Source organism: Labrys miyagiensis, assembly GCF_030160835.1.
GTDB classification, from domain to species: domain Bacteria; phylum Pseudomonadota; class Alphaproteobacteria; order Rhizobiales; family Labraceae; genus Labrys; species Labrys miyagiensis.
On sequence record NZ_BSPC01000014.1, the window covers coordinates 44,222 to 70,277 of the forward strand.

General features: G+C 57.7%; 21 protein-coding genes and 4 pseudogenes. 17 read left to right on the plus strand and 8 right to left on the minus strand.

The genetic code is table 11. The annotated features are described in order from the left end of the window. Window positions 1-2 precede the first annotated feature (2 nt). From QQL24_RS07880 to QQL24_RS07890, 3 genes are all read left to right on the plus strand, one after another. Window positions 3-1,376 (plus strand): sialidase family protein, encoded by a 1,374-nt coding sequence (locus QQL24_RS07880; RefSeq protein ID WP_284311412.1) that lies wholly within the window; start codon window positions 3-5, stop codon window positions 1,374-1,376. Window positions 1,377-1,572: 196 nt separating this feature from the next. Next, window positions 1,573-1,929, plus strand: a complete 357-nt coding sequence (locus QQL24_RS07885; protein WP_284311414.1) for a hypothetical protein — start codon at window positions 1,573-1,575, stop codon at window positions 1,927-1,929. A gap of 35 nt (window positions 1,930-1,964) precedes the next feature. Further along, complete coding sequence (locus QQL24_RS07890; protein WP_284311415.1) at window positions 1,965-3,353, plus strand: M14 family zinc carboxypeptidase; 1,389 nt, start codon at window positions 1,965-1,967, stop codon at window positions 3,351-3,353. 57 nt (window positions 3,354-3,410) lie between these two features. Here QQL24_RS07890 and QQL24_RS07895 read toward each other — a convergent pair. Beyond that, window positions 3,411-3,920, minus strand: a pseudogene (locus QQL24_RS07895) (IS6 family transposase); the annotation flags it as partial. A 1-nt stretch (window position 3,921) separates the two neighbouring features. On the opposite strand from QQL24_RS07895, the pseudogene QQL24_RS07900 reads away from it, so the two are divergent. The 6 genes and pseudogenes from QQL24_RS07900 to QQL24_RS36560 all read left to right on the plus strand — a co-directional run. Then, window positions 3,922-4,221: pseudogene (locus tag QQL24_RS07900) on the plus strand (DDE-type integrase/transposase/recombinase); the annotation flags it as partial. A 501-nt stretch (window positions 4,222-4,722) separates the two neighbouring features. Further along, window positions 4,723-5,814 (plus strand): ABC transporter substrate-binding protein, encoded by a 1,092-nt coding sequence (locus QQL24_RS07905; RefSeq protein ID WP_284311416.1) that lies wholly within the window; start codon window positions 4,723-4,725, stop codon window positions 5,812-5,814. A gap of 18 nt (window positions 5,815-5,832) precedes the next feature. After that, window positions 5,833-6,492 (plus strand): hypothetical protein, encoded by a 660-nt coding sequence (locus QQL24_RS07910; RefSeq protein WP_284311417.1) that lies wholly within the window; start codon window positions 5,833-5,835, stop codon window positions 6,490-6,492. After that, window positions 6,489-7,565 carry a FecCD family ABC transporter permease gene (locus QQL24_RS07915; protein WP_284311419.1) on the plus strand — a complete coding sequence of 359 codons (1,077 nt, stop codon included), beginning with the start codon at window positions 6,489-6,491 and terminating at the stop codon, window positions 7,563-7,565. Before QQL24_RS07910 ends, QQL24_RS07915 begins: the two co-directional genes overlap by 4 nt. Next, the gene (locus QQL24_RS07920; RefSeq protein ID WP_284311420.1) at window positions 7,562-8,326 is read left to right on the plus strand and encodes an ABC transporter ATP-binding protein; all 765 of its coding nucleotides are present in this window, start codon (window positions 7,562-7,564) and stop codon (window positions 8,324-8,326) included. Before QQL24_RS07915 ends, QQL24_RS07920 begins: the two co-directional genes overlap by 4 nt. A 605-nt stretch (window positions 8,327-8,931) precedes the next feature. Then, window positions 8,932-9,324, plus strand: a pseudogene (locus tag QQL24_RS36560) (GAF domain-containing protein); the annotation flags it as partial. 45 nt (window positions 9,325-9,369) lie between these two features. Here QQL24_RS36560 and QQL24_RS36565 read toward each other — a convergent pair. After that, window positions 9,370-9,537: pseudogene (locus QQL24_RS36565) on the minus strand (IS30 family transposase); the annotation flags it as partial. 413 nt (window positions 9,538-9,950) lie between these two features. Here QQL24_RS36565 and QQL24_RS07930 point away from each other — a divergent pair. The 5 genes from QQL24_RS07930 (at window position 9,951) to QQL24_RS07950 (ending at window position 16,936) form a co-directional block, all read left to right on the plus strand. After that, window positions 9,951-12,125, plus strand: coding sequence for a putative bifunctional diguanylate cyclase/phosphodiesterase (locus tag QQL24_RS07930; protein ID WP_284311423.1), 2,175 nt, complete (start codon window positions 9,951-9,953; stop codon window positions 12,123-12,125). 210 nt (window positions 12,126-12,335) lie between these two features. Next, a complete protein-coding gene (locus QQL24_RS07935) occupies window positions 12,336-12,563 on the plus strand; it encodes a hypothetical protein (protein WP_284311424.1) in 228 nt (75 codons plus the stop codon). A 190-nt stretch (window positions 12,564-12,753) separates the two neighbouring features. Beyond that, complete coding sequence (locus QQL24_RS07940; RefSeq protein WP_284311426.1) at window positions 12,754-14,199, plus strand: sensor domain-containing diguanylate cyclase; 1,446 nt, start codon at window positions 12,754-12,756, stop codon at window positions 14,197-14,199. A gap of 223 nt (window positions 14,200-14,422) precedes the next feature. After that, window positions 14,423-15,943, plus strand: coding sequence for a bifunctional AfsR/SARP family transcriptional regulator/alpha/beta hydrolase (locus QQL24_RS07945; RefSeq protein WP_284311427.1), 1,521 nt, complete (start codon window positions 14,423-14,425; stop codon window positions 15,941-15,943). A gap of 159 nt (window positions 15,944-16,102) precedes the next feature. Beyond that, on the plus strand, window positions 16,103-16,936 hold the full coding sequence (locus QQL24_RS07950; RefSeq protein WP_284311429.1) for an alpha/beta fold hydrolase: 834 nt from the start codon (window positions 16,103-16,105) through the stop codon (window positions 16,934-16,936). Between the two features lie 437 nt (window positions 16,937-17,373). Here QQL24_RS07950 and nadC read toward each other — a convergent pair whose 3' ends face one another. The 5 genes from nadC to QQL24_RS07975 all read right to left on the minus strand — a co-directional run bounded on the left by nadC (window position 17,374) and on the right by QQL24_RS07975 (window position 23,500). Then, window positions 17,374-18,252: a carboxylating nicotinate-nucleotide diphosphorylase gene (gene nadC, locus QQL24_RS07955; protein WP_284311523.1), complete on the minus strand. Its 879-nt coding sequence runs from the start codon at window positions 18,250-18,252 to the stop codon at window positions 17,374-17,376. Between the two features lies 1 nt (window position 18,253). After that, window positions 18,254-19,810, minus strand: a complete 1,557-nt coding sequence (locus tag QQL24_RS07960) for an L-aspartate oxidase (protein WP_284311430.1) — start codon at window positions 19,808-19,810, stop codon at window positions 18,254-18,256. Beyond that, on the minus strand, window positions 19,807-20,790 hold the full coding sequence (gene nadA, locus QQL24_RS07965; protein WP_284311431.1) for a quinolinate synthase NadA: 984 nt from the start codon (window positions 20,788-20,790) through the stop codon (window positions 19,807-19,809). The genes QQL24_RS07960 and nadA overlap by 4 nt, the downstream gene beginning before the upstream one ends. 57 nt (window positions 20,791-20,847) lie before the next feature. After that, window positions 20,848-21,765 (minus strand): NUDIX hydrolase, encoded by a 918-nt coding sequence (locus QQL24_RS07970; protein WP_284311432.1) that lies wholly within the window; start codon window positions 21,763-21,765, stop codon window positions 20,848-20,850. Window positions 21,766-21,955: 190 nt separating this feature from the next. After that, on the minus strand, window positions 21,956-23,500 hold the full coding sequence (locus QQL24_RS07975; protein WP_284311433.1) for a Ppx/GppA family phosphatase: 1,545 nt from the start codon (window positions 23,498-23,500) through the stop codon (window positions 21,956-21,958). Between the two features lie 281 nt (window positions 23,501-23,781). On the opposite strand from QQL24_RS07975, the gene QQL24_RS07980 reads away from it, so the two are divergent. The 3 genes from QQL24_RS07980 (at window position 23,782) to QQL24_RS07990 (ending at window position 25,026) form a co-directional block, all read left to right on the plus strand. Beyond that, complete coding sequence (locus QQL24_RS07980; protein WP_284311435.1) at window positions 23,782-24,081, plus strand: hypothetical protein; 300 nt, start codon at window positions 23,782-23,784, stop codon at window positions 24,079-24,081. A 557-nt stretch (window positions 24,082-24,638) separates the two neighbouring features. Then, the gene (locus QQL24_RS07985) at window positions 24,639-24,923 is read left to right on the plus strand and encodes a hypothetical protein (RefSeq protein WP_284311530.1); all 285 of its coding nucleotides are present in this window, start codon (window positions 24,639-24,641) and stop codon (window positions 24,921-24,923) included. Then, window positions 24,847-25,026: a hypothetical protein gene (locus tag QQL24_RS07990; protein WP_284311436.1), complete on the plus strand. Its 180-nt coding sequence runs from the start codon at window positions 24,847-24,849 to the stop codon at window positions 25,024-25,026. Before QQL24_RS07985 ends, QQL24_RS07990 begins: the two co-directional genes overlap by 77 nt. A gap of 575 nt (window positions 25,027-25,601) precedes the next feature. On the opposite strand, the gene QQL24_RS07995 is transcribed toward QQL24_RS07990, so the two are convergent. Further along, window positions 25,602-25,874, minus strand: coding sequence for a hypothetical protein (locus tag QQL24_RS07995; RefSeq protein WP_284311437.1), 273 nt, complete (start codon window positions 25,872-25,874; stop codon window positions 25,602-25,604). Window positions 25,875-26,056 lie beyond the last annotated feature (182 nt).

Sequence of the window (26,056 nt, forward strand, 5' to 3'; positions counted from 1 at the left end):
CAATGCTTAACATTGTCAATATTATTCCAGCGTCGATGAGCGGTGAGACGCATCAGGACAGCGAGCCAAATATTGCTGTTAACCCTCAAAATACTCAAGATATGGTAGCGACGGCTTTCCTGCCGGCACCAATGGGCGGCCCGAATGCGCCAATTTTTGTCTCGACCGACGGTGGCACCACTTGGAGCTTACGGACAATTGTGCCCGGAAATAACGCCAATGTGGGTACTGGTGATATTACGGTCGGTTTCGCGACTACTGGTGGGATGCTGTATGCTGGTATTCTGAACGGCACTACTGGCCGCCTGCAAATCTTGCGAACCCCTAACTTTGCTTCTAACGCGGTAATGACCTCTCTCATTGACCGTCCGAACGAAGATCAGCCTTGGGTAGTGGCCGGTAGTGTCATCGCGAATGGCATTTCCAAAGACCGCGTATTTGTCGGCAACAACAACTTCAATCAGGCTCTAGGGCAGACCGCGACAGTCGACGTGTCGCAGAACGCGGCGACTGCACCAGCGCCCGCAGGATTCAGCCCTGTTCAGCTTGAACACCGCCCGACCAATCCCCAGGACGGTCCTCCCGTCCGGATTGCCTTGCATTCCGATGGCACCGTATATGCCGCGTTTCAGCGTTGGCTAGGCGGTGTGCCTCCCAACCAACTCATGGACGTTATTGTCACGCGGGACGATAACTGGGGTGGTGGCGCGACACCGTTCACTGACCTGAAAGATCCAGGTGGTGTCGTCGGTCAACCCGTCGCAACCAACCGCTTCATTCGTTTTAATGCGCTTATGGGCCAAGAACGGCTCGGCGCAGATCTCACTATCGCAGTCGATCCGACCGCCTCAGGCACCGTCTACATAGCGTGGTGCGACCGCGTCGGCGGCGCCGCTGGGACGGATTGGACCATTCATGTTTCGCGATCAACCGATCGCGGTCAGACTTGGTCAGCAGATCTGCGTACGATTACAAATGCCAAGAATCCATCGCTTGCAATTGGGTCAAATCGACGTGTCGGTCTACTCTATCAACAATTCACCGGAACTACATGGGATACGAAGCTGGAACTTACCAGCGACGGCTGGTCCATCCCCGTAGCGCCTCTAGTTTTACACACTGCCTCATCTGCAAATCCTCCCAGCACGTTCCTACCGTATCTGGGTGACTACGTTAGAATGATTAGTGTAGGCGAAGAGTTTTTCGGCGTATTTTGTGGCAACAACACCCCTAACATGGCAAATTTTCCGAACGGTGTAACCTATCAGCGTTTCGCTGATTGGAACAGAAATGTGCTTCTCGCCACCGACCGCATAACAACTGTGCAACCGTCAATTGACCCATTCTTCTTTCGATGGTCGGAAGCAGTAAGCTGACGAACTCAAAAACGGCGAGCAAAGTTCGTCGCCGTGGCAATTGCCGATCGGGCCGAGCATAGGGCTTCGATATAAGCGTGCTCCTGAAGCAACTACAGAAGTTCCCGACGGCCGGGGCCGAAAGTGATGTACGCCCAGAATATTCTGAGCATCGACTAGTCGATAAAGGTAGGCAGAACAGTCCAGGAGGACACTCATGCCCAGGAAGTCCCGATTTAAAGCGACCTCAGTCGGCGAGAATGCTCCGGTGGCCGACAAGACCATTTATCGTGTGAGGGTGGACATGAGCCCTCACGAGACGGTCCGCAATCTCGGCGCGTTTCGCCTGGACTTCTGCTGCATGCCGCAGGAACGGGACACGCAAGGCGGCCAGCGCAGGCTCCACGCCTATGCGCGCGGCGAAACGGTAGCAGCCTTGCGGGCGGCGGGCCGGCGGGTCGAGGTTCTCGCAGACGCGATCGAGGAGGGGCGGCGCATGCAGACGCTTATCTCCAAAGCGGATCGTTTCGACGGCGGACAAAAGGGGCCCGAGGGCATCGGCAAGCTGATTTAGGTGATCGAACCTGAAGGCGAACACGAGGCAAGTCCATGGCACAGATCATGTCGACAGCCGAAATAGAATCGGCGCTGATTTACTATCAGAATACATATCCTACCCTATGCCGGCGCATCGAGCTCCCAAACAAGACAATTGAAAACCGTACTTGTCACGCCTTGCATATGGGCCAACCCAATTCTTCCAGCAGCTCGGCTGGGCTGATCATCGGCGGCGTTCATGCCCGCGAATGGGGCGGCCCCGACATCGTTATCAATTTTGCCGGCGACTTGCTGCGCGCCTACACCAGCGGGAGCGGACTGGAATATGGCAGTAGCAAATTTGCCGCGGTGGACATCAAGCGTATTCTGGATCAGTCGACGATCGTCGTTTTTCCCTGCGTCAATCCCGACGGCGTCGAATTCAGCCACAACGATGTCGCGCTCTGGCGCAAGAACCGGAACCCTGCCTCTTCAGGCGGCGATCCGGCAAAAATAGGCGTCGACATCAATCGCAATTATGACTTTCTATGGAACTACAAGAAGTACTTCAGTCCATCAGCATGGGATTCCAGCTTGGCATCCGACGATGCCTCCACCGAGACCTTCCACGGCACCGCACCGTTTTCGGAACCGGAGACCCAGAACGTCAAGTGGCTGATAGATTCTTATGCCAATTTGACGATGTTCCTCGACCTTCACTCGTATACCGGTGACGTCCTTTACAATTGGGGGGACGACGACAACCAGAGCAGCGACCCTGGCATGAACTTTGCCAATTCCGTGTATGACGGGCAGCGCGGCCAAATTGGAACGGGCTATGCCGAATTCATCCAACCGAGCGATCAGCGGTTGGCAAGCACGATTGCCGACAGCATTCGCAAGGCGATGAACGGCGTACGTGGGCGCCCCTATTTAGCCAAACAGGCGGTGGGCCTCTATCCGACGGCCGGCTCGAGCGACGATTATGCCTACTCCCGGCATCTCGTACAGCCCGGCCACAGCAAGATCTTCGGCTTTACGATCGAATTCAATTTTGCGACTGACGGAAGCTTGACCAATCCTGCGACCGATCCGTTCTTGGTGACGGCCGATCCGGCTGTGTTGGACCAGACGATGCTCGACGTCATCCCCGGGCTCATCGCCTTCTCCCAAAACGTGAAGCCCATCACGCTTCCGCCACTCGAGACCGCTTCGGCCACTGTGAATATCGTCCATGCCAACCCCATCACTGGTGAGACGTGGTCTCTGGACGACGGCAAGATCCACAAGACTCCGCCGATTCCCGATCCCTATCGCACCAAAGTCGGCAACGAGATTTGGCGCCTGCTCGCGGCTTTTGATGGATTGCATTCCGTAAGTGGACTTGCAGGCCAGATCGCGCGCAAAGGCCTTCTTGAAGCCATCGCCGAGGTCGCACGTGCGAACGCGGGAGCAAGCTGACGGGCATGGTCACGGCAACTCGTCGGAGCCGCGGCACGGGCAGGCCAGCGGCCGATTTCACGCCGAGATCGCAGTCGAGCGACGCAGCTGCTGCAGAGCTGCGGCTCGTAATTGCTTCAGATATCTCTGAGAGATGAGGTGCCGTTCGACGTTGAAAGTATTGTGGACGGCAGCAGGAGCGGACGGAAATCGTTGCGCTGATCCCGGGGATTTGAACCGCTGCATTTTGTGCTCGCGTCGTCGGGTCGGCCGATGCGAATTCCCGGCCCGATTATTCTGGCGCTGGCCTTGCTTGTGCCGGACTGAAAGCCCAAGCTCTCGCACGGCGGCACCATAGGACCGAAGCTGGTCGGCGATGATCCCTTCCGGCCTGAAGCCTTGTTTTCTGAGCAATTTGCGCATGAGGCGGATGGCTGCGGCCGAGTTTCTTCTTGATTGCACCAGCAAGTCCAGAACCTCGCCTTCGCCGTCAACCGCACGCCAGAGCCGGAACCGCTTGCCCGCGATCCTCACGACCATCTCGTCCAGGTGCCAGCGACCCGTCGGGCGCGGCTGTCGGCGCCGCAGCAGCCAGACAAACCGGGAGGCCATCATTGCCTGTGACAGCGAGAGTCGATTGCTGGACCGATCCCACCGCCATCTGAAACCAATCCGCATCCGGCAGAGCCAATATCTGAGCAACCGGATCGAGCAGGAGCATCGGCACATCAAACGCCGGATCCGACCCATGCTCGGGTTCAAATCACTCGCCTGCGCAGAGTCGATCCTGTCCGGCATCGAGATGGTCCATATGATGCGCAAACGACAAGCGAGGTACGCCTACAATCCAGCACTGTCTTTGGCCGAGCAGTTTAATATCCTGGCCGCATATACATCGGTTCCTTGGCCCTTTCGCGCCGCTACTCCACGGTTGCGACAGAACCGGACGGTGCCCTAGGCGCCGGCTGCCGCGAAGGAAAGGGTATACTCCCGCTCCTTAGGATCTATCTAAATTATTGAGATTGGGGAAGAAATGACTCTGGACTAAAGCCTAGCCGCAATCTGCCTATGCCAAAACTATCCGCCAGACCCTCTCCAATGCGAGCAGACTACAGGTATTGAGATCGGCCTGTCGGAACCTCAAGCGACGGCATTGCACAGGAGGAACCGATAATGATCTGGACTGCGGCTCACGAATTGCTGGGATCGACGCGACACGCGCTCGCGAGTTCTTCTTTCACATCCTGTCGCCAGGCCGGTCAACGATGCCATTATCAAGAACAAGACCGGGTTGCTGCAGCGCACGCCGTCAACGCTTGGAAAGACTTTGGTCGAAGGCCGCGGATTTATCCGTTTGAGATCTTCAAATCCAGCCCCAGGATTCATTGCAATGGCTAAGTGGACATTCTCGGGGTTGCAGATTGCCGCCGTCCTCGCTCTCTCGCTGCTTATCAATCCAGCGGCTCCCGCGCGGGCGGACTCGATATCCATCAGCGATTCTCGTGGCCAGACCGTTCAAATCCAACGTCCTGTTCGAAATGTTGCGATCTTTCCCTTGCCCATTCCCGAAGCGATGATCGCGATCGATGGTGGCACGCAGCGCTTGATGGCCATAAATCCAAGGGCGAAATCAGCGCTGATGAAGGGAGTGATCGGGCAACTATTCCCCGAGATCGCCAATATCCGCACGGATCTGGTGGCGCCGGACTTCGTTCCCAACGTCGAAGAGATCCTGACAGCCAATCCCGACATTGTGTTGCAATGGCAGGCTAAAGGAGGTGAACGGGTCGCGCCGATGGAAAACGCAGGAATCGAGGTCGCGACGGTCAGCACCGATTCTCGCGAGACGAGGCGAGGCTATATCGCGATGCTTGGTCAAATCCTTGGCAAGGAGGACCGTGCCCAAACACTTCTGGATTGGGACGATAGAACCGTCACGGAACTCGCGAAAGCGCTCAGGTCAGCGAACAGGCCAAAGCCTCGTATCGCGTTTATCGATGGGATGATCGGCAACGAGTTTGTCGTGTTTGGCCGCCAAGAGTCCTATTTTACCGCCGCAGGTTTGGTGAATGCCGCTACCGAGGCAGGTTATACCGACGGGTCTATCAAAGTTGGCGCTGAAGCTCTCCTCAGCTGGAAGCCTGATATTGTTTTCGTCAACTACTACAACGACACATTGCAACCGGCAGACATCTTCAAACATCCCGTTCTGGCTGGATTGGATGCCGTAAAAAACGGGCGCGTCTACAAGACACCGGCTATCGATCCAGCCACCGCTGCGGGCGGCGAGCTTGCCTGCCTTTGGCTGGCCAAAATCGGCTATCCCGACATTTTTGTCAGCGACTTCCGCAGTGAGGTTTCGAAAGGTTTTCACGAGCTTTACGGCAAGGACCTCACAGCAACACAAGTCGATCAGCTCCTGCAAATAAGCTGGAACGGTGCTAGCGCGGGATACGTGTCGGCCTTCGGCACATCTCACTGACAAAGCCATCATACCGCCATGAAAGATATTGGCTTTATTACCTCGGGCGATGGGGCTCACCTTAAGTGTTATCAGGACTTCGAGCCGTATCTCGACGAGCAGATTCACCCGCCTACGATTGATCGTGCTGACCTGACCTGCTTTGAGGCCCTTGTCATTCTGGATTTCTCATATCAACAGTTGCTTCGAAAACATACCGGACAAACTAGTGATTATCTGGCGCAGGGTGGCTTCCTGATCGTGTTCGAGCCAAATCGAATGGATGAATGGCTCAAAGCCGTCGCCGTCCCCTGGTTTTCGTGCGAGACCGAAGATTGGAAGTGGTGGATGCGGCCTGGCGGGCGCATGGAGTTTAAGAACTTCCATCGGCAGGAAGGCATATTGGGGCAATATGCACGTGGCTACAGTGATCCCCGGGAAGGAGCGGAGTGGTTATGCATGATCGGTGGTCCCACGCCCGACGGCACGATTGATGAGGACCCAATCGACTGGGTCTGGCGAATGCCGAGTGGTGGAAAGCTGTTCATGCACAATGGTGACAACATCGACCATTTCTGCTCGGACCCTCGCCATCAGCCTAACTTGTTTCACGACATCCTAAGCGCGCTGACCTTCTCCCACGAACGCTCTGAAGGACGCTGGAGCGGCGATCCTATCTCGACAGAGGGTTCGCGATGACCTCGAAAGTGCGGGCTCCCAAAGAAGGTGTGTTTCACAGGGAGGACAGGGGACGACTGACGAATGCAGGCATTGTCATGGCTTGTTTGGTCATACTGCTGGTGGTGGCCATCGCAGCCTCGCTTTCGTGCGGCCGCTATGCCATCAGCCTCAGAGAGCTCAGAATTATAATCCTTGGCTGGTTTAGCTTGGGCCCCGGCCATAATGGAGTACCGGAGCCCGTATGGCGCGTGGTCGAGCTGGTGCGTGTGCCGCGCATGCTCATCGGCGGCTTCGTCGGAGGAGGCCTGGCACTTTCGGGCGCGGCGTTGCAGGGCGTGTTCCGCAACCCATTGGTTGATCCTCAGGTGATAGGTGTCTCGTCGGGCGCCGCATTCGGCGGAGTCGGAGCAATACTTCTTGGACTGGGTACTGTCGGTGTGTGGTCGATGGCCTTTTGTTTCGGGCTGAATGCCCTGCTGTTGGTCATCCTCATGAGCCGCGATTCAGGCCGTTCGTCAATTCTGATGCTGGTTTTGGCGGGCATCGTCGTATCCGCTTTGTTTTCTGCGCTTATCTCGCTCGTGACTTATTTCGCAAACCCGAACGACACCTTGCCGGCGATCGTTTTTTGGCTGATGGGCTCCTTTGCGGGCTCCACCCCAGGGCGAGCGCTCTACATGGTGCCTGTCATCACATTATTTGCATTGCCGCTGTTGTTGATGGGTTTTCGCATAAACATTCTCTCGCTCGGGGACGAAGAAGCAAAAGCTCTCGGGCTAAGGGTTGAATCGACCCGGTGGTTAACATTGGGCTGCGTGACGGGTATCACCGCGGCCAGCGTCGCGAACTCCGGCATTGTTGGATGGGTGGGCTTGGTCATTCCGCATTTTGCCCGGGCGCTCGTTGGCCCCGACCACCGACGGTTGCTACCAGCCTCGGCTCTTCTTGGCGCAAGCTTCATGCTATTTATCGATACATTAGCCCGATCGGCCATCGCAGCGGAGATCCCGCTCGGTGTTCTCACCGCGCTGGTTGGCGCGCCTGTATTCCTGGTGTTGCTGCGTCGGACTCAACGCGAGGGATGGCAATGAGGATCGATGCACAGGGCCTGGGATTCCGTTACGCCGCCGGCCTGCCCTGGCTGTTCGAGAACTTGTCTTTCAGCCTTGCATCGGGGCAGACGCTCGTCCTGCTTGGGCGAAATGGGCGCGGAAAGACGACGCTTTTGAAGTGTTTGGCCAAACTTATCACGCCAACGGCGGGCAGCGTCCGGTGCAACGGCGTGATGGGTTACGTACCGCAGCAGTTCACACCGCCTTTTTCCTATTCGGTTTTCGATGTTGTGCTCATGGGCCGCGCCCGACATGTGGGCGTTTTCTCCAATCCGACGAGCCGCGATCGTGCGCGCACCCAAGAAGCGCTCGAATTGATAGGTTTGGCCTCCTTTGCCAAACGACCTGTCACGACATTGTCAGGCGGAGAACGCCAGCTCGTGTTGATAGCCCGCGCTCTTGCTGCAGAAGCAGATATTCTGCTGCTCGATGAACCTACTTCGGCGCTTGATTTCCGCAACCAGGCACTCGTTCTTTCGACGCTGCGTCGTCTTGCGGCTGAGCGCCAACTTACAGTCATAATGACCACGCATGAGCCGACGCACGCCCTCGAAGTTGCCGACAGGGCAATCCTTTTGCATGGTTCAGGAATGGGTGAGGAGGGCTCTGTCGCAAGCATGTGCACAGAGAGCAAACTATCAGAACTCTACGGGATATCGATGAAGAGGTTGGATTATCATACAGGATACCATCATTCTTCATCCATCGTGGCAAACTATTCATCAGTTAAGTGGACGTAGATTTCTATTTGGAGAATTATGAGGCCAAGCTTACTCCTGTGACATTGCCCGGGTGAGCATTGTCAACTTAATCGACGGACAGATCGATCGGACGGAACTCCTTGATTTCCTTCCGATCGAAGAAGCAGACGCAGGGTTTCCATCGCCTCCCGCTGACTCGGGCGCCGCCGGCTCCCGCGTGTGCGGTCCTTGTCGGGTATCTCGAGGATGAAGTTCCTTTCCTCGTCCGCCTTAGTGAGGGTGCATTAGGGAAATTGGTGCTCGGGGTGCCACACTGGAGGCCGGTATCGAAGAAGCTTTGATAGTTTCGGTCCTGCGATGCTCGGCGGCCTTTCGCCGATCAACAAGTACATCTAAAATAATTCGGTGAATGAACGTAGAAAAATTTAATACAATCATCAGAAAGTTCGTAATTTTAGTTTTATTTTGCAGATCTAAACCTATATACTTACTAATAGATTAAGTATCCGGCGGTAATAATAATGCGCGACTTGCTTCTGCGTGTAAAACGTTCTTACATACACGGATGAACGGGAATACTGGCCAGCATGAAACTCTTTGATGAACGCCGCCTCGCCGCTCTGAGAGCCTATGAGACGATTGAAATGGGCCGAGATCACAGTCTCGATGCTCTTTGCAATCTGGTACGGCTGACATTCGGTGGGCCGATGTCTGCAGTCTCGCTGGTCGATGACGAAAATACCTATCACATGGGGCTGGCGGGTATGGAAGTGGAGGTCGTACCGGCCCAAACGAACTTCTGTTCTCACACAATAGAGACGGATTCTCCCATGCTTGTTGAGGATGCGTCCAAGGATGCGCGATTTGCTTCCAACCCATTCGTGACGGCTGATCCAGGCATCCGCAGCTACATGGGAGCTCCTTTAATCGCCTCGGATGGGTCTGCTCTCGGCGCGATCTGCGCTGTGGACACGAAGACACGCCACTTTTCGAATGATGAAAGTGAAAAGCTTTCGAGCCTCGCCAGAACCGCCATGCATATCTTGGAAATGCGGCGCCGCGTGAAGGAAGTGAGGGATTACCATAAGCTTGCGCCGGAAGACTTCCGCGGGTGTTCTGAAGCCCAGGCATGTGCGGGGCGTCGAGTTGCGGGGATGGCACAATTGGCGAAGGTGCTGCTCGTCGAGCGAGAGGGGATAGATTTCCCTCGGCAGCTGTTCGCGAGCGCGGCGGCTGGTGTTTTCGACCGTTTGATCGACTCCTCAGAAACTGGACCGTCCAGGTCTGATCAGACTGGACGCTTCCCGCTCCAGAAGCTTGACGACGATGTTCCGCATATTTTTGTCCATCGGCTCAACCAATAGTTTTATGAAATGTTCAATATTAAGACGGCAGATCATTTCATCTATGGTCCAAAATCTCTCAGCAATTTAGACATCGACAGGCCGATGACCAAATATCTACAGCCCGATTTGAATTGATTTGCCCTAGATTAATTTTGGTTTGAGATCACAGCCGTTCTGCGAGGACAGCTCAGGGTGTGTTGCATTCTATCTGAAAACAGGGATCATTAGGCATAAATAGGTTGAAGGTACAGTGTCTCTGTTATCAAGATATAACGGGCCACGCTGCCTTGCCCCATCAATGTCTGGAGGACCGCCTGATGTCCGTCGCTGGTGTCAACCCGCCTTCGTCCGTCGTTCAGCCGCGGGTCGAGGGAGGGGTTTTGACTGGACGGGCGGAAGACGAACTGCGCAAGCAAAGCGAGCGCTTTTCTGAAGCTGTCGAGAACATGTCACATGGTCTGTGCATGTTTGACTCGGATGAGTGCATGATTATCTGCAATCTCAACTATATCCGCATCTTCTGCCTTGACCCAAAAATCGTTCGGCCCAGTATTCGTTTTTTCGACATATTGCAGCACAGCGTTGATATTGGGATCGCGTCACAGAGCGCCGAGGAACTCTACGCCATTCGAAAGCCTTATATCGACCGAGCTAAGCCCTCGACCTACGAGGAAGTACTATCGGACGGACGCACCATCTGTATCTCGCACCGACCGTTGGGTTCCGGCGGTTGGGTATCTATCTATGAGGACATTACCGAGCAACGCCGCGCTGAACAAGAATTGAAGGAACAGCACCGTCGCTTTGATGCAGCTTTGGCCAACATGTCGCAGGGCTTACTCATGTATGACGCTGACGGAAAGCTCATTGTGCGCAACGAACGGTTTCTACAGCTCTACGACGTCTCCCAGGCCGACTTTCCGATGGGCATGGGCCACCATAAACTTGTCGAGCGCCTCGTGGATCTCGGGGTCTACACGGGGATCGACATAGATGACGAAATTTCCAAGACCGCGACAGGGCCTCGGGTCGGAGAAACACGGTCGACACACCGCCATCTTTCCGATGGCAGAACTCTTCTAATCGCGCGGCGCCCGATGAATGGTGGAGGCTGGGTCGAGACATTCGACGACGTAAGCGAGCGTAGGCGCGTTGAGGAGCGTATGGCTCATCTTGCGCATCACGACCCACTGACCGACCTCCCCAATCGCTCAATGTTCTGCGAACGGTTGGACCAAGCCTTGGGCCACGCAAAGCAACTTGCGATATTCTCGCTCGACCTTGACCGCTTCAAATTCGTCAACGACACCTGGGGACACCCGGCCGGTGACTGGCTGCTGAAATGCGTGGCTGAACGGTTGAAGGGGTGCCTACCTTCCGAAACGGATATCGTCGCTCGTTTTGGTGGCGACGAGTTCGTTATATTGCAGTTCGATCCAGCGTCTACGGACGATGTAGAAAAACTGGCCGCTCGGATCATTGAAATCATTGGAAATCCCTTCCGCCAAAAGGGCCGTGATATGCACGTGGGCATAAGCCTCGGGATCGCCCTTTTCCCGGAGAACGGTGGAGATGCAGACACGCTCTTGAAAAACGCAGACACCGCACTTTACGGAGCAAAAACCAGGGGGCGAAACGCCTATCGCTTCTTCGAACCAGGCATGGATGTGACAATACGGACCCGCCGTGCGCTTGAAACCGACCTCCAGGCAGCGCTGACACGGCAGGAATTTGAACTGAATTTCCAACCAATCATGAACATCGCGTCCGGTGAGATCGTTGGAGCCGAAGCTTTAGTACGGTGGCATTCACCGGTACGCGGCTTGGTGCTGCCACAAGATTTCATTCCGGTCGCCGAAGAGACCGGGCTGATCATTCCGCTTGGAGAGTGGTCGCTGGTGAAAGCATGCGCAGTAGCCGCGAGTTGGCGGAGCGGGGTCTATATTGCAGTCAATGTATCAGCCGTGCAGATGAGAGAAAGAAACTTTATCAGCACCGTCACCTCCGCGCTGGCATCTTCAGGAGTGCCGGCCAATCGGCTTGAACTGGAAATTACCGAAACGGTGTTGATGGACGAGAGTGACGTCGTGTTGACGACGCTCCGGCAGTTGCGCCAGCTAGGCATCCGCATCGCGTTGGATGATTTTGGGGTCGGCTATTCTTCGCTCAGCTATCTCCGCCGCATCCCCGTCGACAAGATCAAGATCGACCGGTCTTTTATCAGTGACATCGATAATCATGATACCGCGGCAATCGTGAGCACGATCATTAGACTCGGCACCCAGCTTGGCATTACCGTCACCGCCGAAGGGGTCGAGACCACCGGGCAACTTGAATTTCTGCGACGAGAAGGCTGCGTCCAGGCTCAGGGCTACTTGATCGGTGTTCCCTCGAAGGCGGAAGCCGTCTGCAATATCGTTCGTGAAGCGCATATTCTAGCAGGCAGCGGAAGGAGCCCTCCTCGGAGCGAACCATCCAGATTCACCGCTTAAGCAGCAACGGGAGCGCGATGGATGTGCGGATCGCGCCCACACGATCGATCACTGTGAACTGGCGCGCAAATCTTGCAGGCCGATTGACAGTTTGAGTCAGCAGCGGCTGCTGATCGTCTTGAGCGATCGCGTGCTATCCGAATGCCTGACTGTTAGCACGGGCACGATCCACTATACTCGCGACAGAACATTCGGCGAGGAAGCGTGCTTTTGGAAAAAGACGTCATCCTTCTGGATGGTTTCGGGATCACCGCCAGCGACCTGGTGCCGCCCGGAACCGTCGCGACTATCCTCCACGGTGGCGATGTTAAAGTTTTTGCCGCTGAAGACTTGCGAGCAACCGTCGAGCGGCTCGGCAGCAACAAGAGCTTCGGCATGCCTGCTTCTTGGAAGGTCTCAGGCAAGTTCGAAAGCGGCCCTTGGCTAGGTCAGAGGTAGGTCGAGGAAACCGGCGCCGCCGAGCCTATGGATGGCCTCGCACCCTGGCAAGGTGTGAGGGCAAGATCATTGAAAGTGTGATGAAGATTTTAGGATTTGGCTCGCCCGGCTGAAGTCGATATAAAGTAATTGTGATGTCTATTATGTTTTGAGTTCCGTAAAGTGCATGACTCGCATCAAGAGTGTTTGAATGGGTATTGATGAATTTGTGAAGGGTGACGGCAATATCTTCGATCTAGTCCCCATGTCTCTATGGCTTGAAGACTACACTGCCTTGCGTGAGCAATTTCAGGCTTGGCGGGCGGAGGGCGTCACTAATCTACGCACGCTTCTTTTGGTCGATCCTGACAAGCTGAGACTTTGTTCGGGGCTCATTCGTGTGCTCAGTGTCAACCGCAAAACTCTCTCTCTTTATGAAGCGGACAGTGTTGATCATCTTGTGGCCAATCTGGCGCGTGTTTTGCGTGACGACATGCTTGATGCACATATCGATGAATTGTGTAAACTTTGGGAAGGTGAGACGGAATTCTACAGTAACACGGTCAATTATACGCTAGGCGGTAAGCGGCTAGACATTCAGCTTCGTGGCATTATATTGCCCGGCCACGAGCAGACTTGGGACCGCGTCCTCTTAGCCATAGAGGATGTCACGCTCCTCGAAGGCGCGCGCCGGCAGACGGCAAAACAGCAACAATATGCTTCAGCTCTTTTCGAGCATTCGCCGGTCTCACTTTGGGTTGAGGACTTTAGCCGCATCAAGCAATTGATGGACGATTTGCGACTTCGTGGCATTGTCGATTTCCGCGTCTTCACGGATGTGCATCCCGAATTCGTACGACAATGCATGAGCGAAATCCGTGTCCTGGACGTCAACAAGGAGACGCTGACGCTCTTTCTTGCTCCTGACAAGCCGACACTTTTGCAGAACCTACCACGAGTATTCCAAACCGATATGGAGACCCATTTTCGCGAACAGTTGATCGATTTGTGGAATGGCATTCTTTTTCAGCGCAGGGAGGTGCTCAATCACGCCCTAGACGGCACTGAACGGTATCTTCTGCTACAGTTGTCTATCCTCCCCGGGCATGAAGCCGACTGGTCTCAGGTACAGGTCGCGCTGACCGATATCACTGCGCGCAAGAAAGCAGAGGCCTATCTCGAATATCTCGGCAAACACGACGTTCTGACGAAGTTGTTCAACCGCGCTTTCTACGTCGATGAGCTGAACCGGCTCGAACGCAATCAGCATCTGCCGGTGTCGATCATTGCCATCGACCTCAATGGACTTAAAACTGTAAACGATCAATGGGGCCACGCGACAGGCGACAGCTTGCTGCGCCGCGTTGGCGAGGTATTGCACGAAGCGGTCAAGGCGCCAGGCCACGGGGCTCGCATCGGGGGAGATGAATTTGCCATTGTGCTCCCCTATGTCGACCAACAGGGCGCCGCAACCGTTGTAGGAGACATCGAACGTCTCGTTGAGATCAACAATCAATATTATTCAACGTTGGCGCTTAGCCTCTCCATAGGAGTGGCTACGAGCCAGGATGGTGAAAAGCTCGAATCGGTCGCCAAGCGAGCTGATCTCCTTATGTACGAGAATAAGCACAAGCGTCGCATCAGCTCCTGCCGTTAGGATCGCGATAGGCCGTTGCGACTTAATGACCTGCAACCGCGATTTCCCTCAGACTCAGTCGAACCGCCGTGGCAGGGACCCCTATGCCCGGTGGTGTGGGAGTGTTGGCGTTGCGACGTTCCCCTCGCTCGATCTTCGATCCCAGGCAGACATCGGCCCATCAGGTAAATTCACACAAAGCAACATCTGCGATAAACTGGTTTCAGGCAATTGGGCGTTTCACATGAAGAGCCCGCTGCAGATCAAGGTGCTCGGCGAATTGCTGGTCCTGAGGGACGCCCAGGAAATTCTCCTGCCCCCGTCAAAGAAAACGCGCGCACTCCTCGCCTACCTTGCTGTGGTGAACCGGCGCCAGCGGCGTGACCATCTATGTGAAATGTTCTGGGACGCGCCAGATGATCCAAGAGCTTCGCTGAGATGGAGCCTCTCAAAGCTGAGGCGGGTTATCAGCGACGACGAAGATCAGTCCTGTCTCGGAACCGACCGAAGCAGTGTATCTCTTGACGCCGACAAGCTTGACGTCGATTTGCAACACGTCGCCCACATCACGGCGAAAGAGGTGCGCGTCCTCGGCACCTCAGATCTGGAAACGCTGGCAGCCAGGTTCCGAGGGCGGTTTCTTGAGGGCCTCGAACTGCCTCGTTGCCCCGTGTTCGAGGCTTGGCGCACATTTCACGCTGACGCATTGGATCGCACCAGATCACTGATCCTGCGGGCGCTTGTGGAACGGCTGCGCGGCGAGCCGGAACGGGCTCTTCCGTACGCCCAAGCCCTACAGTCTCTGGAACCGAGCGATGTGCAGGTGTCATTGGAACTGAAATCGCTCGTCACGTCGGCTCGACAAAATGCCACGCGACTGAGATCCGATGAATATCTCGGCCCGAGTGAGCACCGACATTCCCAGGCGATACGGTATTGCAGGAGCCCGGACGGCGTCCGAATTGCCTACGCCGTCTCAGGGAGGGGCCCACCCATTCTTCGCGCGGCGCATTGGATGTCCCATCTGCAATACGAATGGGAAAGCCCCGTGTGGCAACACTGGATCGATTCGCTGTCGAGAGAGAACACGCTGGTTCGATACGACGAGCGCGGCAACGGCCTCTCCGATTGGAATGCCGATGACCTATCCCTTGCCGCGATGGTCTCCGATCTGGAGAGTGTGGCCAATGCCAGCGGTCTGAACGGGTTCCCACTGCTTGGTGTCTCGCAAAGCTGTGCTGTCTCAGTGGCCTACGTCGTCCGGCATCCTGAGCGCGTATCTCACCTGATTCTCTATGGCGGATATGCAAGGGGTTGGCGAAAGCGCGGGAACCGCCGCGAGATCGACATTCATGAAGCCATGACGACATTGATCCGAGAGGGATGGGGCAAGGACAATCCGGCATTCCGGCAGTTGTTCACCGAAGCTTTCATCCCCGGCGCAAGCCGCAAGCAGATGGCTTGGTTCAATGACCTGCAGAAGGAGACGGCCTCGCCGGTCAATGCGAGCCGACTTCACTATGCCTTTGGAGACATGGATGTCTCGACGATCTTGGGAGAAGTAAGCGTTCCGACTTTGGTCCTGCATGCCAGGAACGATGCAGCAGTCCCGTTCGAGGAAGGCAGGGCCCTGGCGGCTGGCATACCGGGGGCACGCTTCGTAGATCTTAACAGCGCAAACCATATTCTCCTCGGCGACGAGCCGGCCTTCGGCGATTTCCTGCGAGAAGTCACATCCTTCATTTCAGTCGCCGATCCAACATGACCGACCGGCTCGGCTAAGTTCTCGCTGGGCAATGTTCCGAGGGCGCTCCTGCAGCGAGTATTCCAACGTTTCAGCCGTATTTTTCAACACCCGCAACAACACTGCTTCCAATGCAGGTCGGCGATCATCGAGATCGGCTTTCTTGAATGGAGCATCGAGATGAAGATTCATTCCGTGAACGGCGGGAATGGCCTGAGACTGCATGTGCGCGAATGGGGCAAAGTCGATGCTCCAGCAATCCTCTTCATCCACGGTTGGTCACAGAATCATCTTTGCTGGCTCAAACAGTATGAGAGCGAGCTTGCGAGCTCGTTCCATCTCGTCGCATTTGATCTTCGCGGCCACGGCATGTCAGAAGCGCCCGAGGCGAGTGAACACTACACGCAATCCCAAGCATGGGCGGACGACATTGCCGCCATTATCGAACAGCTCGGCCTGACGCATCCTGTTCTCGTTGGGTGGTCATATGGGGGCTTCGTCATCTGTGACTATATCCGCGCATACGGTCAGGACGCCATTGCGGGGATCAACTTCGTTGGTGCAGCGGTAACGCTCGACAGGGCCGCGTTCGGGGTCCTTATCGGGCCCGGCTTCCTCGATCACGTGCCGGGCGCGATCGCCGACGATCTACCCGCCAATATCCAGGCAATTCGCGCATTCGTGCACGGTTGCACCGCGCGGCCTCTCCGACGCGACGAGTGCGAGATCGCCCTCAGCTGGAACATGGTGGTGCCGCCAAAGGTACGAGCTGCTCTTGTCACCCGCGTGATCGACTCCGATGACGTCTTGAGCTCATTGGAGCGGCCCGTCCTTATGACTCAGGGTCTGAGCGACAAGGTGATCTTCCCGGCAATGGGGGATCACATCCTCAAAACATGCCGAACGGCAAATGCGTCTTGGTACCCCGAGACTGGACACGCCCCCTTTCTCGAGGACACACCGCGGTTCAACCGCGAACTCGCCGACTTCGTGCGTAAAGCAAGACAATTGTAATGCGCTTATCCGAATGCAAATTTGACGTTCAAACACCGGCACCGGAATCGCAGTCACCCGCCGGTACCAGGCGGTACCGACGTTGAACAACGCCCTCATCTACGCCGATTGGGCTCGCGCTAAAAAGTCGCGAGCAGCTTGGCTCTCTTCGCCCGCTCCATTTTTTCTTCGGGAAATCAATAACTTAAGAGGCCTCCTTCGGGAGGCTTTTTGCTAAGGCCTGTGGCAGCCGATCGTGTAAGCAGATTGTAGGCAGCGGAAAACGAGAAGTCGCCTAGAATCACATGTGACTGGTGCGCATTCTGATGCTGCGCCGGGATTTCGAAGGTGGTGCATTTGGCTGCGGCGTGGCGCCACACAAGCCAGCAGCAGCCTCTACCGCTGTACTCAGAAGCGGACATTCGGCTGGGCGCCTAAGCTTTCGTGAATTTTGCTCGCTACGCCTCGGCGAAGGGTGTCTCTTCTTCCGTCGCGTAGTCGAGGCCGATATCAAGCGTGGGTGCACTGTGCGTGAGCCAGCCGATCGAGATTAGATCAACGCCGCTGGCCGCTATGGCCGGTGCCGTTGCTGCGGTCACGCGCCCCGACGCCTCAGTCAACGCTCGCCCTTTCACCATCGAGACGGCAATCCGCAACTCGTCGGGCGACATGTTATCGAGCAGCACGGCATCGACGCCAAGAGCGAGGGCTTCCTCAAGCTGAGCCAGCGTGTCGACCTCTAGCTCGATCTTCACCATGTGACCGACACCAGCGCGCGCTCGCTCGAGCGCCGGCCGGATACCGCCAGCGATCGCGATATGATTGTCCTTGATCAGGACCGCATCATCGAGACCGAAGCGATGATTGCCGCCGCCACCGGCTCGAACAGCGTATTTCTCGAGTGTACGCAGTCCTGGCGTGGTCTTCCTGGTGCAGACGATTTGCGCCTTGTGCTCCTTGACGGCTTCGACGATTCCAGCCGTGACAGTGGCAATGCCGCTGAGGTGGCACAGAAAGTTCAGCGCGACGCGCTCAGCGGTCAGCAGGGCGTGGGCGCGCCCGCTCACCGAGGCGATTATCGCGCCGGCCGCAACCTTGCTGCCGTCAGGCTTGTCGACGACGACTTTGACTTCGGGATCCATCAGCCGAAAGGCAGCACCGGCAACATCGAGACCGGCGACCACGCCTGGCTGACGAGCGACCAGGACCGTTTTGGCCGTGAGATCGCGCGGAACAATGGCGTCGGTCGTCAGATCGCCGGCGCGGCCGAGGTCCTCGGCCAGGGCTGCCCGGACAAGCGGCTCGAACAGAAAGGAGGGCAGGGGAATCAGCGTCATGTCAGGCACTCTCGGCGAGATGAACTGTTTCATGGGGGGACTCCGAGGCCGTGGCCATTGCATCCTGGAGGGACATGGTCGACGGCGAAGCTGTGGCGTGGGCCGACGGAAAGTCAGACCGGAAATGCGCACCGCGGCTCTCCTCGCGCCGCAGCGCGGAGACAGCCATCATCAGGGCCACTTGCGCCGGTCCCGTGGAAGGGCCGCGACGAATCGCCAGAGGGAGCAGCGCGCTGACCGCACGACCCAGTCCGCTTCGATCCCTCACCAGGCCAAGCCAACGCGAGAGGATCGGGCGTATGGGCGTTGCGTTGGACGCCGCAGGCATTACGGGTAGGGCATGGTCAGTCAGCCTTCCGTGGATCCCGTGCTCAGAATTGCCGACATCCTCGGCGACCCAAGATGCGCACACCGCCGCCTCCGTGAGGGAATTGCTGGCCAGTCGATTGGCGCCGTGAAGGCCGGTGCAAGCAACTTCACCGCAAGCCCACAAGCCGGGGAGAGAGGTGCGGCCAAGACCGTCAACGGCAATACCACCCATATGATAATGAACGGCCGGTCGTACTGGTATCGGCACCCGCGCCGGATCGATGCCGGCCAGAAGGCATGTCCGCGCGATCTCCGGGAATCGCTGCGGGAATGTCGCCCCGAGCTTGGCGCGTGCATCGAGGAAGATCGAATGCCCGCCTATGCGGTGGCTCCAGACCCCTCGCGCAACCTCATCACGCGGTCCGAGTTCCGCTCTCGGCAGGTGTTTCAGAAAGCGCTCACCCGTTTCGTCGATCAGGACAGCGCCCTCTCCCCGCACCGCTTCACTGATCAACCTCATCGGCCGCGCCGGCGTGTCGAGCGCCGTGGGATGGAACTGGATGAATTCGAGGTTTGAAAGGATTGCGCCGGCTTGAGCAGCGAGCGCCAGTCCCTGTCCGATACTGGTTCTCGGATTGGTGCTTTCCTGGAACAGCCCGCCGATCCCTCCCGTGGCAAGCACGACACGGGAGGTGGGAATGACGAGCGGCCCTGACGGGAGGGCGATCATCACGCCGGCGACCCGTCCGTTCTCGACGAGAAGCCGGCGTGCTTCGGCGCCCTCGAATACGACAATCGAAGGCGTCCTATGAATGGCCTCGACCAAGGCCCGGACGATCTCCCGCCCTGTGCCATCCCCGGCGGCGTGAACGATGCGCCGCCGACTATGAGCCGCTTCAAGTCCGAGCGCGAACTGCGCCTCGCCCTCGCGATCGAAGCGAACACCAAGATCGCTGAGCCTCCTCACGATGGCAGGGGCCGCCTCCAGGATGCGGCGGGCCGGTGGCACATCCACCAGTCCGTTGCCGGCGGCAACCGTATCGTCGAGATGCCGGGCAGGGCTGTCATCCTCCGCGATGCTCGCTGCCATTCCACCCTGGGCGAGGGCAGATGAGGTGTATTCGCCCAACGGACCGAGCGAAAGCAGCACGGTCGGCTCCGGAGCAAGGGAGAGAGCAGTCATCAGGCCTGCAAGGCCCGAGCCGACGATAACCGGTTGGCCTTGAAAGCATCTTGGATACTGGCTCATAGCGACAGCATCCTCTCGACGGCCCGGCGGGCAGGCGCGGCCAGAGCCGGGTCGATGGTCACTACGTGCTGGTTCGTCTCGAGAGCCGCCCGGATGTTGGCAAGGGTTATTCGCTTCATATGCGGGCACAGATTGCACGGCCGCACGAATTCGACGCCGGGATGGTGAAGCGCCACGTTGTCGCTCATGGAGCATTCGGTCAGAAGCACCACCCGTGCGGGCTGGTTAGTGGCGACGAAGTCCGACATCACCGCCGTCGACCCCGAGAAGTCGGCCAGCGCCACGACATCCGGCGGACATTCTGGATGGGCCAGGATGATGATGCCAGGGTGGTCTTCCCGCAATTGGCGGACTTCGGCGGCCGAGAAGCGCTCATGCACTTCGCAGTGCCCCTTCCAGGCAATGATCTCGACGTCGGTCTCCGACGCGATGTTCCGGGCGAGATACTCGTCCGGGAGCATGATGACACGGTCGACGCCGAGCCCTTCGACGATCGCCTTGGCATTGCCTGACGTGCAGCAGATATCGGACTCCGCCTTCACTGCCGCGGAGGTATTCACATAGGTGATGATCGGAACGCCGGGGTATTGCCGGCGCATGAGCCGCACGTCCTCGGGGCGGATGGAGTCAGCGAGCGAGCAGCCGGCACGCAGGTCCGGAATGAGCACTGTCTTCTCGGGATTGAGAAGCTTGGCCGTCTCGGCCATGAAATGCACGCCGGCGAGCACGATGACCTCGGCGTCGACCGTCATGGCCTTGCGGGCCAGGGCAAGGCTATCGCCAACAATGTCGGCGACGCAGTGAAAGATCTCGGGCGTTTGGTAGTTGTGCGCCAGGATCACCGCGTTTCGCCGCCGCTTGAGCTCGAGGATGGCGTCGACATCGTCGGCGAAGACTGGCCATTCCATCGGCGGAATGAGGCTTTTCACACGCTCGTAAAGGGGAAACGTCCGAAGGAGCACGTCGGAGCGAGATGACATTTTTATACTCCGTTTGAGCATAACGTATGCATATGCTTAAACTGAGCATAAAGATTGTCAACCCCGGGCGAGCGGTATTTTGGTTCCGACGGCAACCCTCTCCGCCAGCACCGCCTGTCGAAAGCGGAACAGCTTGGCGGGTCGGCCTATGGTGTCCGAGGTCACGGCTCCAGTTTCTTCCACCAGTTCCTGCTGCTCGATGAGGCGTCGGAAATTCTGCTTGTGGATCCGCTGGCCCGCGAGAGCTTCGACGCAACGCTGGAGCTGGAGGAGGGTGAAGGTCGGCGCGAGAAGCTCAAAGACAACGGGACGGTATTTGATCTTGGCACGTAGCCGCCCGATGCCAGTCGCAAGGATGCGCCGATGATCGGCCAACATCGACTTTCCGGGGACGAGCGCCGCGCTTCCCGAGGCAGGGCCGGTGCTGGGAACCAGGCCAGCCTCATAGAGAAGCTCATAGCGCTGCAGCACCAGTTCCTCATGCCAGGCCAGGCCACTAAGGCCGAAGGAGATATTGACCCTTTGCGTCCGCTCCTCGCGCAGGCCCGCCGTTGCTCCGTCCCGCGCCCATGTCAGAAGGGGAACTGCAATCCGGTCGTCGAAGAACGGTGGCCGCCCGTCGCGATGATCTTCCCATGGAAAATAGTCGTACCAGTCGCGCCATGAACTTGTCGCTCCAGCATCTCTGCCCTCTCGGGTCAGGCCGAGATAGCTGATTGAAATCACCCGGTGTTGGGCATCTCCGGCGCGGTCCCTATCGGCGAAAGTATAGAGCTGCTCGATATAGCCGAGAACGTGCCCAGTCTGGCGCTCGACCCGGGCGCGCAGCCCTGATTGCAGTGAGCGGTGGTCCGCTTCAAACGGACCGGAAGGCAGCGCATTCCCGTCCTTGACGGTCAGGGTTCGTGGCCGGTTACCCGATACGGCGACGAGCACGGCAATGAGATCAGCCGTGATCGCGTTTTCCTGATCCACTCGCAAGGGTAAAGCCCAACATTTTCATCATTGACCGGTCAATCATTCTATGGCCGCGACCATACTCTCTTTTCTATTGGCGACTGAACATTGTTCCTCCGAGGATCGGAACCTGTCCTTCGTTCCATGCGGTGTTCGGCCACGGACAGCCGGGCAGGGGGATTGGCATAACGTCGTGTGTGGAAGAGAGCTACTCGGCAAGCTCCGTGATTTCGAAATGCCGGAGGCCCGCCGCGGTCGCCAATAGCGATAGGCGCTCGCTCACCGCTTCGCTGTCTGGGACCCTGACCAGACGCCCGACCTCGAGGCGCAATCGCTTGGAGCCGATGACGAGCCGGGAGCCCGCCAACACCGCCGGCATTCCTCCGGAAAGGCGATAAGCCAAGAGGATGGCGCGCCCGAGTATTTCGGCGCGGCTGCGCGCCTTGCCGGACAGAAGGCCAATGGCGGGGGAGAGCCAAGGCGCGTCAAAGCGCCCCGCGTAACGCGCGTTGAGGGCCACGGCCAGGAAGGCTCTTTCGACGTGCTCGATGCCGATAAAGGGAAACTGGAGCACACGGCGAAAGCTTTCCTCCGCGCGGACGTCGGCATGATCGCGCCAGCCCAGGTCAGAGAGGGCGCATAACGCCACACGCAGGCGCGTATCGGCGGTTCCTTCGTCCGGGAACAGGCCGGCCGTCCACGGCACGAGCGCATGAGCGAAATTCGGCACGCGCGACCACGGCAATCCCACGAGCTGCGCTCCCTCGATCAAGGGATCGAGATAGCGCTCTTCATGCGGCAATTGCGAATAAAGCCAGCCTTCCCGCAGACCGAGGGCGGAAAATATAACGTGCTCGGGGGCCAGATGCCTCAGCACACGATCGAGCACTAGGGCAGCAGCAGGCAAGGTGCGAGCGCGGCGTCGCGGCACCCCCGTGAGGTCCGCCAGCTTGTTCGGCGGCAGCCGCAGGATGGTCTTGGCAAAGGCACGGGCCTCCTTTGTGGCGATACGATAGCCATGCACCACCTGTACCGGTGCCTTGGCAGCGTGCATCTGGGCCTTGGCGAAGGCGCGCCAGCCACCTCCAACGGCGAAAAAGGTGGACTGGGAGAATGTCGAAGGCAGGTTCTCCGCCAGCAGGGCATCGATGCGGTGTTTGGCATCGCCGCCATCCTGCATCAGAGCCTCCACCGGCAGGGCGCCGAGCGGGAGGCTGACCCAATGCTCGCCCACACGGTCGTCGAGCGCCTCGGCAACCTCGAGGCTGCCGCCGCCCATGTCCCCGACCAGACCAGTCGGACGGTAAAAGCCCGAGATCACGCCGAGCGTTGCGAAATGAGCTTCTTCGGCACCGGTAAGGATTCGCACCTTCACGCCGGCCTCGGCATGTATCGCTTCAACAAGGTCCTTGCCATTACCGGCGCGGCGAATGGCTTCGGTCGCGGTGGCGTCGAGACGGGTCACGCCCATGGCGTCGGCGATGGCGCGGAAGCGTCGTACGGCCTCGACCGTACGGCGAAAACCATCCCCCGAAATCATGCCCGTCTGGGCAAGCCCCTCTCCAAGGCGGCAGAGCGACTTTTCGTTGAAGCGCGGCAGGGGTGCGCGACCGAGCTGATCATAAACGACCAGGCGGACCGAATTTGAGCCGATATCGACAATCCCGTAGGGAGCTCGATCAACGCGGCCGGCTCTCTCCGGGTCAAGGTCGAGCGGACGATGTGCCGGCGCCGATTGTTTCCCAGTCGTCATGGAACGCCCCCAAGATGCTCCGGATTGAGTTGGTCGTCTTAACAAGGTGGAGACTAGCAGTTTGCCGGCGATTGTGGGTAGGTTCCGGCCGGTTTCGGGGTCAATGCCAATGGCGTCGGAAAATGCATAGTTCGGGCATGCGAAAAAGTCCCTGGGTGCTAAAATCGGGGTGCCGGAATTAAATTGATTTATTTGGTCGGGGCATCGCTTGCAGCCCTTGCCCACGGGTCGGCAAATACTACCTCCAGGGGCATCATTTTCTGTGAGCCGCTGGGGACGCCATGAGCGCGATCGATTACGAAGAATGGGTGGAAATTGTCACCACAAGCGAGGACAGCGACGAGCCGCCCGGAACCAGGGAAATCACGCGGGCGACCAAGCTTGGGCCGATGCCGCTGTGGAGAGCCGTACGGATGGTGCTTGTAGATTGGGCGCCGAGCTCGAGACGGCAGATGGGCGCCCAGATCCTGAGGGATCAGGGCGCTTCATTGATGGATCTAGGCGCGATTCAAACGGTTTACGACCAAGATGACTTCCCAGCGAAGCGGGACCGCGGGTGGCAGGGCCGAGTAGCGGCTTAGGCCATCATTAGGCCATCACTCCTATCGCCCTCACGGGCTTCAACTCGACAGTCGCCCGCCGGTCAATCTTGTCAGCGAAGCTGCGAGGCAGGGCCTTCCATGAGATAGGCCTCGTAACGCCCGGAGTGGCCCGGCGCCGGGTTGGGGCAGCGCCGGGCCTAACCCCGATGACCGGCGGAGATCGGAGGGGAAACGCCGGTCGAGGGTGCCCGTAAGGGCGCTCAAATTCTACCTCTGTACCGACAGGTCACAATCCGGCGAATAAGACGGAGACCGATTTTGTACCGACTGTTTCTCCATCACCGCTCACAGGTGATGCAACAATCTCCCGATCGGGCCGTGGTGGTGGTGATAGTATCCATAGCGCGGATAGTATCCGTCTCGGTAACCGTGATAGTTGCGGTAACGGTAGTCGCGATAGTTGTGGTAACGGTAGTCGTGGTGGTGCCAATCCGCATTATGAATAACCGTGTTGTCAGGAGAACTTGCCGCAACGGGCATAGCCGAAGCGACGTCTACTGACGCAATGACGCCTGCGAGTGAAGCAGCGGCGACTAATGTATATCTATTCATCTAATAACCTCTCTTACGAAAATTCTTTCGCGGCGGTGCGCGCCATGATGATTCAATTTTCGGCTCGCCGTGTGACAACTCTTTCAGCCATGAAACTGTTCCGTCATGTGCCGGGGCGTGAGTCCACGCGGCCGCTGTTGGTGACTGCGCTGGAGCTTTTTCCTGCCGGTCGCCCAGGCTTCATACCTGACCATGCTGTGCGAGCAGGCGAAGCGAGAATCGCCTCCAGTTGGGCTGACCAAGGCGGATGCATCAAAGATGATCGGTGAGTTGAAAGAGGAGCTAAATCTCCAAGCAACAGCCGTAGCGCACTCATCTCGCATCTTCCAAATCGGAGCAGACGCCGATCGATATATCCTTATGGACGGATAACGTCATCGGAACCAAGGTTGTTGAGACTGCCGAAGAAGGCGCGAAATTCATCGCCGATGCAGTTGCCGCTTGTAACCGAGCCGAAAAGGCACGCGCGGTTCCGCTCGGCCGCCACGCTCCGACCGCCCGCAACCTTCCCATCGATAGCGCGTTGAATCCAACGCACCGTGCAAATCCTCAGCGAGCTGGAGGCATGCATGAAATCAATAATGGGATTGTTAGCGTGCACAGCATTCCTTGGCCTGGCAGGCGCAGCGAGTGCGATACAAGCCTCGCCGACGCAAACGAATGCTGACCCGATCACATCCATAACAAGTTGCCAGGGCTCTGCTTGGGATCCCTGTATCCCAGACCGTCCTTCACCACCCATGGGTTGGGTGCCGCAGCCACCCGCCCCCGATTGGCGTCAACCGCCGATACAGCCGATTTGGGAACGCGAGCCTCAACGGGCGCCAGCGAGATCGCCAATAGGTGTCGACATCATCCGGCTATAATCGCGGCCACTGATGGTGCCCTGCGCACAAAAAAGGAAGGGCAGCTCGCCCTTCCTCTTCTCAGTGGCTCAAACGGCCAGCCTAATAGACATCGGGCTCGACGTAGTAGTGGCGCGGTGGATAATACCGGGGCGTGTCGTAGCCGGAGGGCGCCTCACGATAGTAACGAGGGCCGGTATTCGATTCATCCTGATAACGAGGAGCGAAGAAGCCCTGCGTGTTGGGAACACAACCGTCGACGGTGCGATAATAGGCCCGCGGACAGCCAGCATCCACATTCTGAGCGAAAGAAGTTGCCGGAATAGCTGCTATGCCCACGGTGGCCAAGAAGCCGATGAGAGCTAATCGTTTCATGGTTTTCCTCCATGCGAATTGGACATCTGCTTATTGAACGCTTCGCTCGCTCTATCGTTCCGATTGTATCGCCCCGGTAACGCCACTCGAAATTCCGAAGGTACCCCCAGACAAGGGGAGGGTTTCGCGGCACCTCGAGGGTCCCAGCTGGCTGCAAAATTTTTATAGGGAGACATCATATT